At 49.0% G+C, this 13,497-nt stretch carries 11 protein-coding genes; 8 read left to right on the top strand and 3 right to left on the bottom strand.

The window, feature by feature from the left end; translation table 11 throughout:
* Positions 1–45 precede the first annotated feature (45 nt).
* The gene (locus TU80_RS19565; protein WP_057005174.1) at positions 46–1,299 is read left to right on the top strand and encodes a malic enzyme-like NAD(P)-binding protein; all 1,254 of its coding nucleotides are present in this window, start codon (positions 46–48) and stop codon (positions 1,297–1,299) included.
* Between the two features lie 553 nt (positions 1,300–1,852).
* Here TU80_RS19565 and TU80_RS19560 read toward each other — a convergent pair.
* A complete protein-coding gene (locus tag TU80_RS19560; protein WP_057005173.1) occupies positions 1,853–3,349 on the bottom strand; it encodes a hypothetical protein in 1,497 nt (498 codons plus the stop codon).
* A 226-nt stretch (positions 3,350–3,575) separates the two neighbouring features.
* Between TU80_RS19560 and TU80_RS19555 the strand changes: the two genes are divergently transcribed.
* The gene (locus TU80_RS19555; RefSeq protein WP_234427155.1) at positions 3,576–5,150 is read left to right on the top strand and encodes a type IV secretory system conjugative DNA transfer family protein; all 1,575 of its coding nucleotides are present in this window, start codon (positions 3,576–3,578) and stop codon (positions 5,148–5,150) included.
* A gap of 237 nt (positions 5,151–5,387) precedes the next feature.
* Positions 5,388–6,431, top strand: a complete 1,044-nt coding sequence (locus TU80_RS19550; RefSeq protein ID WP_057005172.1) for a hypothetical protein — start codon at positions 5,388–5,390, stop codon at positions 6,429–6,431.
* Positions 6,432–6,791: 360 nt separating this feature from the next.
* Here TU80_RS19550 and TU80_RS31845 read toward each other — a convergent pair whose 3' ends face one another.
* On the bottom strand, positions 6,792–7,202 hold the full coding sequence (locus TU80_RS31845) for an ankyrin repeat domain-containing protein (protein ID WP_082643869.1): 411 nt from the start codon (positions 7,200–7,202) through the stop codon (positions 6,792–6,794).
* 33 nt (positions 7,203–7,235) lie between these two features.
* Positions 7,236–8,063, bottom strand: a complete 828-nt coding sequence (locus tag TU80_RS19535) for a hypothetical protein (RefSeq protein ID WP_057005169.1) — start codon at positions 8,061–8,063, stop codon at positions 7,236–7,238.
* Between the two features lie 104 nt (positions 8,064–8,167).
* Between TU80_RS19535 and TU80_RS19530 the strand changes: the two genes are divergently transcribed.
* The 5 genes from TU80_RS19530 to TU80_RS19510 all read left to right on the top strand — a co-directional run bounded on the left by TU80_RS19530 (position 8,168) and on the right by TU80_RS19510 (position 13,496).
* Positions 8,168–8,860, top strand: coding sequence for a hypothetical protein (locus tag TU80_RS19530; protein ID WP_057005168.1), 693 nt, complete (start codon positions 8,168–8,170; stop codon positions 8,858–8,860).
* Positions 8,850–9,476 (top strand): J domain-containing protein, encoded by a 627-nt coding sequence (locus TU80_RS19525; protein ID WP_223508547.1) that lies wholly within the window; start codon positions 8,850–8,852, stop codon positions 9,474–9,476. Before TU80_RS19530 ends, TU80_RS19525 begins: the two co-directional genes overlap by 11 nt.
* A complete protein-coding gene (locus TU80_RS19520; protein ID WP_057005167.1) occupies positions 9,467–10,045 on the top strand; it encodes a TerY-C metal binding domain-containing protein in 579 nt (192 codons plus the stop codon). Before TU80_RS19525 ends, TU80_RS19520 begins: the two co-directional genes overlap by 10 nt.
* 345 nt (positions 10,046–10,390) lie before the next feature.
* A complete protein-coding gene (locus tag TU80_RS31840; RefSeq protein ID WP_159439516.1) occupies positions 10,391–12,217 on the top strand; it encodes a metallophosphoesterase family protein in 1,827 nt (608 codons plus the stop codon).
* Between the two features lie 478 nt (positions 12,218–12,695).
* Positions 12,696–13,496 carry a hypothetical protein gene (locus TU80_RS19510; RefSeq protein WP_090473879.1) on the top strand — a complete coding sequence of 267 codons (801 nt, stop codon included), beginning with the start codon at positions 12,696–12,698 and terminating at the stop codon, positions 13,494–13,496.
* The last annotated feature ends 1 nt before the right edge of the window (position 13,497 follow it).

Genomic DNA, 13,497 nt, shown 5'->3' with positions numbered 1-13,497 from the left:
CTTCCTGCGCCGGATCGTCCGGCGCTGTCTCCATGAGGCCCTCACATGACTATCGACACTTTCGACTTTAAAAAAGCCGCTTTGGATTACCACGAATTTCCAATACCAGGGAAAATTGGTACACAGCTCACAAAACCGGCGGATACGGCAGTTCACCTTGCCTTAGCTTATAGCCCGGGTGTGGCCGAACCCGTGCGCGAGATAGCAAAAAATCCGGAGAACGTTTATCGCTTTACTGGAAAAGGTAATCTTGTAGCGGTAATTACTAATGGTACGGCAATTCTTGGACTTGGTAATTTAGGCCCGCTGGCCAGCAAGCCCGTTATGGAAGGTAAGGCGCTGTTGTTCAAACGCTTTGCTGGCCTCGACGCAACCGATATCGAGGTTCAAGCAGAAGATTCGGATGCTTTCATTGATACCGTGGTTCGTATTGCCGACACTTTTGGCGGCATCAACCTAGAAGATATTAAGGCACCTGAATGCTTTGAGATCGAGAAAGCGCTCATCGAGCTTTGCAACATTCCAGTATTTCATGATGATCAACACGGCACCGCTATAGTGACAGCTGCGGGCATGCTAAACGCTTTGGAAATCCAAGGTAAAGATCTGAAAAATGCGAAAATCGTCTGCCTGGGTGCTGGCGCAGCTGCAATCGCTTGCATGCGGTTGCTAGTGAGTCTTGGAGCTCAAAAAAGTAATATGTATATGGTCGATCGGAGGGGCGTTATCCACTCTGCCCGTAAAGACCTAAATATTTACAAAGAGCAATTCATTAACGATAGTGGCCCTCTTACGTTGTTGGAGGCAATGGACGGAGCCGACGTCTTTTTGGGCCTGTCCGGTGCCAACTTACTATCACCGGAATCCTTGCTGGCAATGGCACCCAAGCCGGTTGTATTCGCCTGTTCAAACCCAGACCCAGAAATCAACCCAGAACTGGCACTCGCAACACGAGATGATTTGATCCTCGCGACCGGTCGTTCAGACTACCCAAACCAGGTAAACAATGTCCTAGGATTTCCGTTTATATTCCGCGGTGCACTTGATGTTCGCGCGAGGATAATCAATGAGGAAATGAAAATTGCAGCCGTTGAGTCGCTACGTCAACTAGCAAAAGAACCAGTTTCAGCAGAGGTCTTAAAAGCGTTTAATCTAGATCGTATGGCATTTGGGCGTAACTACATTTTACCAAAGCCGCTGGATACACGACTGCTCGCAGAAATACCTAGTGCCGTGGCAAAAGCAGCAGTCGACTCAGGTGTAGCACGATTGCCCTACCCTTCGCACTATCCTCTCTGACTTACTCAATATAGTCGCTGACTAATGTGCTAGTTAGGTCGCTATCACCACTATGGCAATGCTGACGAGATCAATGTGACAGACCTGCGCCTTTCCATTCCAGCCACGACCGCCTGCCAGTGGCTGCAGTCCCGCGCTAGACGACTAACGAAGACAATTAGTCGGATTGAAAAGGCATCCCAAGAGTAGGGGTGCTCATATATGGCCAGCGGATATAGCGGATATGCTGGCCATAGCTGCCGCTTTTTCAGTACAGGTTGGGTCGGATTGCTACCCTCCCTGAATAGCCTGAGCGCGCCTTCCGTTGCGTTTTAGCAGCTACTCTCTTGCTCATGGGCGATGACGGGACATTCATGGGTATATCAGACCGCGGAGTCAACACCTGAGAGTCGTCATCTGCGCCCCCGTCCAATGGTCGACCATTCCCGTCACCCCATCGGATGCCATAGGGATGATGGAGGGAGAGGCTGGAGACTGCTCCAAATAGGCTCTTCGTGAAATGATGTGCTGAATAAGCCCTTATAACAACTCTCATTTACATCCCTAATACGTTCTATTTGAAAAGGCCAGAAAAGATTTCTTTCAGCTTTTGAACAAACACCCCGCGAGAAGGTTCAGCCTGCTCTACTTTTTCGATTTCAGGTTTCATGGGAACCGAATTTTTTGCTTCCTGCTTCTCAAGACCCAAAATATTCACCAAATCATGCAAAACAATTTTTGGCTGTCTTACCTCACCGAACTCGAACTGAGCACCGCTATACGAATACACATTCAATACAAGCTTGTTAAATAGGTTGATGCAGCTCGAAACCCTGTGATACTCCTTAATCTGGCGCTCAATCGTATGAGGTGTGAATTTAGGATGTGCGGCAGCATGGCGTAACTTTTCCCAAGCCTTTTTCTCCGCAGTCGATATAAGTTTCTTGTCTACCAACATTCCCAGGGCTTTGGCCGCGTAAAGGTTTCCCCACCCAGCAACCTGCTTTATAATTGTATTACGTTTCGTTGGATCAATCTCAAGTGCCTTTATCTTTTCAATAATCTCGATTTTTTGCTTTTCGTATTCTTCATCCCTAGCCTCCTCTACAAGCTTCGGCATAAAAATATCTATCAAAATCCCCTCAACAGAAGTTGAGATTGTCAGATTTGATAGTGCACTCTCGGTATTAAACGCTGCAAACACACGTTTCCACTGCGAGTAGGTACTTTCAAAATACACATTGTGATTGTTTAAAACATGCCAAATATTAAAAAACAAATCATAGTGACTTTTGACGTCTATCACACCATCAATAAGAATATTTTCAGGGATTGGATGAGGAATGGACTGACTCTTAATTGAATTCCTAATGCTTCGGACATAATGCGTTAATTCCGAGCCGGACCTTTTAGACATGGCATACGCTTGTGGCAATGTGCCCGAAGTGAACCCTATATAAAATCTTAGCGCCTGAAACAGCTTATCAACATCAAAATCACCATTTGCATATACTTCAACATATTCCTTATGATCTATTATTGAAATTTCAAATTCATCACTCTTAAGAACTGTCTGATTAAAGCTCCAAGACTCACCTCCTAATGTTGAGGTGGTGGTATTGCCTTTATTCTTTGGAACCCTAGAGAGCTCATTAACTTCAAAACACAAAAAGCTTTTTCTTTGGCCCGGATAGTTGAAAGGCACCTGACTATAAATTTCCGCGAAACCAACTATAAATTTAAATGGGCGATACGTATTAAACTCTGTGATTTTTAATGAAAACCCATTAGCCTCTATTTTTTCACCATCCAAGGTAAGGCATTCAAAAAATAATTCTTGCTCAGGGTCAAAAAGATCTTTTGGGAAGTCGTTCCCGCCAAAATCAAAAGGAAAGTTTTCTGACTTTAGGCAGACAAACTCCATATAAAGAGAGCCAACACTATTAATTTTAATAATGCCATGACCTTCCAATCGCAACCCTTTGTCAATTTTTTGATAAATACAGGCCTCAATGCACTGAATGACCAGCTCACCCGAGCGAGCGATTGCAAAGCTCTTGTCTAACAACATGCGGCTTCCCTGCTGATTTTTTTTGAGCCTACGATGTCGGCACTCTACCTGTTTTAGGGAGCGTCAGTCAGTCGCTCTGCATACGTAATTCGCCTACTGGCAGCTTCTTGATGCCGAGCGAAGGCACCATCACCGCAGTCGGCAAACCAGGTGGTCGGGAAGTATGCTTCCGGTGGGCACTTGGTGGGCAATTTCACCCTGGAAGGAGGAATTCGAGAGGGAGTCTGTGCAACTAGCCGTGGAAGAATTGCAGTCAGTAGCCTTTTTAGCGGTGATTGTGATGAGCGAGCTTTTCAAAGAATTTATGCGGGACGTACCGCGGGGAGACTCTACCCGCCCCTTAAGAGAGCAGAAGGTTCCTCAGGCACGGTGGATGAAGCTCGAAGACATCGCAGCGAGCCGCACACTATCGTATGACCCTCGCCAGCCAGGGAAAAAAGTCCTGATCGGTGCACTGGGGAAGCAGCTCATTGGCATCGAGGATGACCGCCACATTCTTACCGTAGCGGGCTCCCGATCTGGTAAATCGGTTGGCTTGATCAGCAACCTGCTGTTCTATTCCGGCAGCATCCTGGCAACCGACCCCAAGGGCGAGCTGGCTGATATTACGGCAACCAGACGCGCGGGTTTGGGGCAGAAAATTTATGTCGTTGACCCCTTCGGGGTTTCCAGCAAAGCAGCCGCGAAATACCGCGCCTCGTACAACCCCATGAGCCTCCTGAAAACAGGCAGTGAAACATTCCTTGAGGATGCCGCGCTGATTGCCGAGTCGATTGTCGTGCAGTCGGCGGACCAGAAAGACCCGCACTGGGATGAGTCCGCCAAGAACTTTATCGAGGGCGTGATTATTCACGTCGTAACCTACTCTCGATACGACAAGGAGCGGCACCTCATCATGGTGAGGGAGCTGATCAAGCGGGCATTATGGGTAGAGCCGGGAGATGATGAAGAGAAGGCAAAGCCTCTCCTCTATGAGGAGATGATGGACAACGGCTACCGGCTGCAGGACCGCGCGGAAACAGAAGACATTGGCAGTGCCGTCATGGCGGCGGCGCTCGACTTTTACGGCAAGAAAGGGGCAGAGCTTTCCGGTGTTCACTCAACGGTAAACCGGCATACAAAGTTTCTCGATTACTCGGCCTTTCGCAAGGTTTTGAAAGAGCATGATTTCGACCTGTCGGAGCTGAAAAGCAAACCGTCAGGTGTCAGCATTTATCTATGCTTCCCCGCGACACGGATCGAAATTGCCAGACGCTGGATGCGGATTTTTATCAACCAACTGCTCGATACGATGGAGCGGGAAAAAACGATCCCGCCTGCCCCCGTGCTGGCATGTCTGGATGAGTTCCCGGTCCTTGGCTACATGAAGCAACTCGAAACCGCTTCAGGCCTGATCGCCTCGTTCGGCGTGAAGCTCTGGGTCATCCTTCAGGACTGGAGCCAGGGCAAAGCTCTGTACGGCGAGCGGTGGGAAACCTTTGCGGGCAACGCAGGGATCATGCAGTTCTTTGGCAACAACGATATGGCGACGACCGAATATATTTCCAAGCTGCTCGGTAAAACGCAGGTGGAAGTGGCTCGTACGGGCGAAGTCGCGCAGGACCAACAACAAAAAGGGTTATCGGGCCGGTCCGAAGCCATCGAGCTTTACGACCTGATGACGCCAGATGAAATCAGGCGGCATTTCTCCCGCAGCGATCCGTTTACACGGCAGATAATTCTTTGGGCAGGACGTCATCCGATGATGTTGCAGCGGGTGATCTGGCACCAGAAAGACGGAGTACTGGCTCCTTATCTTTAAGTACGTGGCGGGCGAGGTCGGCGCAAAGCCGACCATACCTGTTACGCAATCGCTTATCTACGACTCTTTCAAGTCGATATCCCCCCGGAGTCGCGCGAGGAACCCGAGAGGTAACGTAGGTGTAATGCTGAATTAAATTATCCCCAGCACCAACGATTGAAAACGTTGCAATGTCTGCGCGATGAAAGATCCGTTAGATGGCGAGCGTCCAACCTGACGTTGATTGCAGGAGGATATATGAGTAAGTCTATTGCAAAAAACCAAAGCGTCGCAATTACATGCGCAGTGATAGCGGCATTTCTGTTTGCTTATTTTGAAAGCATGCTGGGAGATATCGCAACCAACATTGGCATTGAAGCGTACATTGCATTCAGATTGGTTTTTACTAGCGGCGTCTACTTTCTAATTCTGTGGTTATTTTCTTTACGTAGGAATAGTGGCGGCCTGGTATTTTCACCAAAAAATATAGACATGATTTTATACGTCCGTGGTTTTATCACGGTTATTTACCTGACCTGTTTGGCTGTGGCATTTTATGGAGGAAAATCCCAAGCGTTGACATATCCATTTTTCTTTCTTCACCCTATTTGGCAATTTTTTGCAGCTCGCATGATCAACAAGAAGTGGCCATCAATCAAAAGGCAGGCTGCCCCCATAGCACTGATATTAATTGGAGCTCTGGTGTTTGCGGTTAGCCATCCAAAAAATCATACTGAGGCTCAAGGTTGGTGGCAGCAATTCTTCGAGGCTTTGCCATCATATGCGCCTGCTCTTTTGGCGGGAATTGGATTTGCGTACACTAATGAAATGTCCACTCGCATCTCAGAAAGATGCAATGAGTACCCGTATAAATTTGTCGGCGGGGTAACGATTGAGCGCATGGATGGACTTCGCATCACGGCATACACTACGTATGCATCGATACTCATACTTCCTATTATGCTGCCTATAATGACTATTATATTAAAGTATCTTGGAATGAGCACGACAACGTTAAATCTTCTTCAGTCGGAGCAGCTGCCCAGCTATGTCAGCGATCTCTCTCTGGCATGTCTGATCGTCGCAGTGGGAACTTGGGCGATAACGGAGGCTTTCGCGCGTGCAAAGCATACTACGCAAATAGCGGCTTTAGATGGACTGCTTATTCCGCTGGCCGCAGGACTGGATTATTTGCATGGGAGACTTCCGACAGATGACCCAAACTTCGTATATATGGCTGGAGCATTATTCCTGATTCTTGTCGGAGCCGTGTGGTCAGCCTTCAGACCTGAAGCAAGCTAACGCAAAGGAAACAATGCGCTATCGCATGATAGGAGCGGCTGAAAGCGCCCTTGTTTCCTGGAGGTGAACCTTGACCGGGGCTGTGTCTTGCTTGTTCTCATGCGCAATCCAAGAAACCGATGCTGCGAAGGCAACTGCTAATGCAAGCGAAACGGCAAGTCCCTGTTTCACTTCTTTGACCATTTCTGATTTCTGTTTGAGCGTAGGTTCCTGCATTTCACTGCCCTTCCAATTTTCTCTACTATCACAGCAAGAATTTAACAATATTCATTTATAAAAAAGCTGTCAAGACAAATATTATACTTGCAAATAAATGCCAAACTAACTGAGAGGACAGACAACTCTCTACCTGTAATGCCTTTAGGACTTATCCCAGCTAGGAACGCCTTGTTGAAAGGCTTGTTTAATCTGTTTTTTTGATAGAAGCACACCTACCGCGTAATCTTTTCCGCAAGAAAAAGCCAACTCGGAGGCATAGCGCCCACAATGATCTTTTATAAGGTAATCGCACTTACCGCTGCTGACCAAAATTCGGACGCACTGACGAGCACCGAAAGCTGCTGCGTAATGAAGTGCAGTCATACCAAGCTCATCCTGTTCGTTAACATTCACATCATCTTCGTCTATGCGCAACTTGGCGCTCCTAGCATATCCGCGCTTAACGCAATTGATAAGAGTCATGTGTGAGCCACCGCCCTCATACCCACTGTAGAATCTTCTCCGTGGTAAATCTCGTTGCAATTCCGCATGTTCTTTCTTTAAGTCTTTCATGATTTTCCCGAGTATCGATTAAATATTGCAGCCTTAAACTGGAAGGCCCGTCGGAATAAATTTAAATGCATTAAATAGCTGGGTCGACCCATCGGGGTGTGCCAGATAATGACGAGTAGGTAAATGTCTTAGCCCATGCCGCAGGAGGCATATATCGAGAATAGGATAGTCGCTACTGAGCCATCCAGTCTGGACATAAGCTGCACTGGGAACTGGGCTATTCTCACTTAAAAATACATGAAGACAATTATCTTCCGTAACTGCAAATCCGTAGCCGGTTCTATGCTCGCGTATTGTTGTATAGGCGTCACGCGCCTTTAGGGTATTTAATTCAAATATGTTGTGCGCACTGACCTCATACATTTCTGCTACTCGCACGAATCTTCCAGACGGATCAGCAATAATGCGAAGTGTAAAAGTCTCCCACATTCCGCCGATGCTTTCAAGGCACGCCGAATAAGTACCTTCGACATTCATGATAAAATCATTTGAGGATTCAGAACTTGCAGCCAAATATTTATGGGCGGCCAACATCCCCTTAAGATAAACGTCAACCTCTTCAAGATCACTCAGCTTTAAAAGTCCGTCATCAATTAAAAATCGCGTTACATCTTTTAATTTTGTTTGCTTTAAAACATTTGTTCCAGCCGCGAAGCGGCGTAACGACTCCGATTTAAACTCAAGCTCTTTGTCATCCAATTCGTATTTTTCGCGATTCACATCGGAATAAATTATTTCATCACGCACCTGCTCCCATGAAATTTGTTGTCCATTACTGGTCTTCGTAATCCTGTAGTAATTCAACGCGTTCCGAATTTCATCGATTTGCCACTCAGTAAATTCGATCTCTTCAACATCCATATCCCTTCCCCTTCAAACGCAATGGGCGCGAGGAACCAGCGAGGAAAGCTTCATTGACCATTGTGTCAGCGTAGCTCCTAACGCAATCAGTTGAGGACGTTGCCATGAACTCTCCGATGAAAAGCCCACTTACAGGGCGTCCCCCCACCAGGCAAACGACCGACGAAGCCGGTCTGCTGTCGTTCAAGGTTACGCCGCGCGAGCTGACCCCTATTCGGGCCAAGCTGGCGAATGGGATCAGTTCCGTCATCGGGCTGGGGCTGGCGGCGGTCAATTTCATCCCCCTGCTCCAGGAGCGTCATCTGTATCTGCAGGACCTGGTGGCGGCAATTGGGGTGACGGTGCTCGGATATTACCTGTTGCGCTGGGTGACGCTGGAAGCGTGCCGGGTAACCACCCGGATCGAACTGAGAATGGACCAGGCCAAGGTCAGACGTTTGTCGGGTTGGGAGAGCTACGACCGCCGCATCGAGCATCGTTTTGTGCTGCTGCCGCATGACGAAGCTGAACATGAACAGCGGTGTCATGACTTAGCCACCCGTAAAGCGGCAGCGAACGGCCAGGTCCTGCAACCGCCCATTTATTACGGTGATTCCTTCCATGTCGTTCTGGTGTATGCGGGTCACCGCATCGATCTCATGACCGTATATGGCAGACAGCAGGCGGCAGCCATCGTTGCCCGTTTGCAGCATTGCGACCAGATCCTTGATGCCGAGGCGAAACGCGTCGGAGCAGGAAAGAACCCCCACATCGATGGGGAATGGCCTCACTCCCCTGGAGGACTTAATGATGTTTAACCAAATCTACCCCTACTTAAAAATCGTGGCCGCCGCAGGTGGCGGGATCATCGTCGCCTGTATCGCTTTCAACTTCCTGATGTGGATGGTTGGGGCGATCTTCCGGCAGTCTTTGATCTTCATCGACTTCACGGTGCGTCTTCTCATAAAGGGCTCCAGCTGGACGGGCCGTTATCTGAAAGCTTTCGTCATCGGATTCCTGTCGCTGGTTTTCAACATCGTTTGGGGCACATGGATGTTCTTTTATCAGCCTTGCTTCCTCGCGGGCAGGAATTTGTCCCGCGCCGTTGGCCAGTACGTAAAGCTGCGTCAGTTGTTCTGGAAGTACGGACGCCAGGAATTCGCAACCTTCGGGCAATTCAAACGCCACATGCTGGGTGAAGAAGAGCCGCCACCGAAACCAGAAAAACCTGCACCAGAAAAAAGCGGTTATGCGCAGGCGCTCGAAGTGCTGGGTTTCTCGGAAAGTACGCCGCTCGACAAGACGATGCTTAAAAGCCGACATCGCGAGCTAGCGGCGATTCTGCACCCGGATAAAGCGTTTCCCAATCAGGTGTTCATGCAGCAGGTCAACGATGCCGTTGACTACATCAAGAGGGCAAGAAAATGGACATAACCAGACAGCAAAACAAGCCCCTGAGCTTGTTGGAGAAGGCCCGACAGGAACTGGCAGCGTTCAACCGCAAGCAGCTTTCTGTACCCGAGGCCGCGTCCATTCCCAATACCAGGATCACCATGCAGGAACCATCGCATGGCGAACGGATTCTCTATTGCTCCAAGGTGCCGCAAGCCTCGGCTCTTCTGATCCTGAAACTGCACGAGAAAGGCGCGGAAATCACCGACGTGATCTCGCGCCGCAATGCGCCCGCGTCCGCGCAAGGGGGCACTCAAGCCGTGCACAATGATCTGGATATGCGTGCGTTGCTGCTGGGCAACTATCAGGGCTGCCCGCACTGCGATAACCCTGAGGTGGTGCTGTGTCCCCGTTGCGGCAACCTGTCTTGCATTGGCAGTCAACCGAGGATGACCTGCCCGGTCTGTGAGCACAGCGCACGTGTGGTCAGCAGCGGGATCAGCCTGGAGGTTTCATGCGGAAAACCCGGGCAACAGGCAAGTTCACAAACGGATCAACAACTGCTGGCAAAACCGACAGGCCGACCGGCCCTGCCCCACAGGCCTGGATAGGGTCATCTAAAGTGGCAGGGCTCAGGCTGAATCGCCCGGACAGCAGTCCCTATGAGAAGTGCTCACCGCGCCCCTTCGTCCGGTACTGCGAACTTGTAGAAGAGGCCAACCGCGAGCCAGTGGTGGTAGAGCGCGACTACAACCTCACCAATGCTAAAACGACCTGGGACTATCTAACTGCACGCGAGGCTGAAATTTTCGGGATCACCCGCGCCTGCTCAATACCTTGACTTACGCCTATATGCGCTATTCTGAAGACGTGATTGGTGTGACGAACGTCGAGTACATGCCGTTCCGCGATGAAAAGCGCCCCCGCGTATTCAATGCGGATATAAAGGAGGCGAAGTGAATGCGATTTGCGTTCTGCATCTAAGCGATCTTCATTGGGGACAGGAAGGGGTCTGCACTCACTGGGAGAGTTTCGAGGATCTTTTTGTTGATAGCGTAAAGGCAGCGCTTCAGTCGTCTAAAAGTCAGAAAGTTGATCTGATTCTTTTTACTGGTGATTTGGTTTTTTCTGGCACTTCGACGCAGTATGCCGAACTTGATAAAAAAATAGAACAACTTCGAGGAAAACTAGATCTAACCTGCCCAATATTGGCAGTACCGGGAAACCACGACATGTCCCGGCCAGATAACAAAGCGCAGATTACCGAAGCGGTTTTAAAAGATTTTCGATCGGAAAGATCCAAATTTTGGAGTAATTACTCCGTAACACTGGGAGGTTGGTTTAAGAACTATGACACATGGTGGAAGCGGCAAAAACATCCGTCAAAAATCCTGTATGGCGATATACCTGGCGATTTTGCCGCAACTGTAGAAATGAACGGTCTCAAATTAGGTGTAATTGGGCTGAACACAGCTCATTTGCATTTCAAAGATTCTCTAACAGAAGGCCAGCTAGGATTAACCTCTCCACAATACCATTCAATATTCACACAAAAGGACGCTTCGGGCAATATTACGCCTCGGGAATGGTGCCGCTCGCATGATGCAGTCATATTGGCCACTCATCACCCATTAAACTGGCTTGATGCTGATTCGAAGGCATTTTTCCTGCGGGATGTTCATCGCTCTGGTGAAATTTTATTTCACGCATTTGGCCACATGCATATTCCACTATCTTCTGGAGAATCATATGGCGGAGCGCAGGAGCGATTTTCCATCCAGGCTCCATCGCTTTTTGGCATGGAGCATTTTGAAGCACCCTCAGGTGAAAAAAAAGAAAAAAGAATTAATGGTTACAGCCTAATTCGCATCGAAAAAAGCGGAGGGCTTGCAACTTTTCGGCAATGGCCGTATCTGGCAGTCATTCACCAAGGTGTAAATCCAGCCATAACTCCACACTCGGGTGATGGTGGATATAAACTACTAGAGGATGGTGGAACTAATGCACTGCCAGTTAGAAGATTAGAACCCGCCAAGACAAATAACTCCTTTGAGGACCTCTATCGAATAAAGGCTCGCTTATTTGCGGTGCAGGCTAGCGTCGAAATTAGAAACTACCAAATTCTTATGAGAAGTGAGGCGAAGAAGGGTTTTGACGGTGCTGAGCCGAGCGCCGACAGAAAAAATGTGCTTCGTGGGCTGTTAGACACTGTTTGTGATATTAGTGGGAATTGGCTGAATAGTGACCGTCCCATCGCGAGAGCAAATGTCATGAAAGCGCGCCCTTGGGAGGATAGGTATTTATCGGAAGACACCTCGCTGCGCTTCGTCTTCGGAGCAAAACAATATTCACACATACTAACTCCTTTGGAAGTCAGCAAAGACAAAGTTTATAGATGTAGTGGAAAAGGCTTTTCTTTACCAGTAGAACTTCATTCTAAAAGTGGCGCACTTTTGCGCATTCTACCTGGGGCTCCGCGTGCATTCCTCCAGAAAAAGAGGGTGACACTTGACTGCGACAGAATTGATTTTTCTAACAGCAAAATCCCAAATGCAGTTCGATCAGAGATTCTGAATGAAATTGAAAATGGAGACTACAGATTTTTAATTTGCTTTCCAGTTTTTTGCGGAGGCTATGAGTCACCGGCAGGAGTAGTTAATGTAGAGATCATGAGGGACAACGATCTAACTTCGAATCTTAATTCACATAATGTTAACACCTATTTTGCGGAGTTGGAGATTTTTCTAAGCCCCATACTAAACTTGATTGGCGGTTTAATTTAAGGTAATCATTAAAGCAACTTAAACAATGAGGATATTTAAATGCCCAAATCAAATAAGCAAGACCAAGATGAATGGGATTACAACAAATTTACTCGAGCAGATTTCGAGAAAATCGCCCGAGCTGGAACTGCTGAAATGAGCGCATATCTGCTGTCACACCCTTGCCCATCGATTAAGCGAGGCCAAGGCGAATGGGATTACAACAAGTTTACAAGATCGGATTTCGAGAAAATCGCCCGGGCAAGAACTACTGAGATGAGCGCATACCTACTGTCACATCCTTGTCCATCTTTAGAGGATACCTTGGCTAACTTGCACAGGGCCACACATAGCTCTATTAAACCTCCTGGAAATACCTAACACTATTCAGGCCGCCTGAGTTAAGAACTTGTTAATCTTATTCCCATAAACTACCTATATCCGGCCCCTGCAATCCAAGGCTGCTGGATGTTTTGATAAGTGTTATGGGAAGTGGTTCATGACAGAGCAAGAGCCAGGTTCAGGTTTTCGTGGTTCCCTTGCGGGAGCAAGGGAACCTGTGGTAGATCGGCGTAGTGATCTGCCGAATTTCGCCGATGCGGACCCCGGCGTTCCCGAAAACGATCTTCACGACATCTCGAAAACCCTATTCGGGGCGCAGGCTTCGACGGGCAAGGCCGTCTTCTCAGCCAGCCGTATGACGGTGAACCCGAACGCGCAGCAACATGCGCTACACGATCAACAAAAACGTAAAGAAGAGCGCGAAGCGCGTGAGTTGGCCAACCTCGCCCGCTGGAACACAGAGATGACCACGGTCGGCGGTGTCCAGATGACGAACGCGCAGGCACAGACTGCCCGCCAGAATGTCATCGACAACGCCGATGCCTATGCTGACTGGGCCGTTCGCAAGGGCCTTATCCGTGAGGACGAGAAGGACGAGTTCAAGGCGAGCGTCCGGCGCAAGAAAGAGCTCGAAGACAAGCGCGGGCGTGGGACGTTAACTCCAGAGGAAACTGAAGAAGAACACAAGCTGGATCGGTCGCGCGTGGGAAAGGCGATTGATGCCGCCACCGCTCAGAACCATCTTGACAAAGGCAACACGCCATCGGCCTCGGCGGATCAGGCTCGCGCAGCAGTGTCCGCAGCATCGGCCCTTGATGAGGATCGCAAATCCCCATTCCAGTCCGCGAAAGACTTGGGTACTGCCTTTGCAGCGGTCGCTCCACCCGTCGTCCGGCCAGCCTCCGCGCCTTCAGCGCCGCCAGCGCCCGAGATCACTGCTACCGGCCTCAACCTGTAGC

This window comes from Pseudomonas veronii (genome assembly GCF_001439695.1).
Taxonomy (GTDB): Bacteria; Pseudomonadota; Gammaproteobacteria; order Pseudomonadales; family Pseudomonadaceae; genus Aquipseudomonas; species Aquipseudomonas veronii.
The sequence above is the reverse complement of the archived record's forward strand: the minus strand, read 5'-3'. Positions and strand labels throughout refer to the sequence as shown.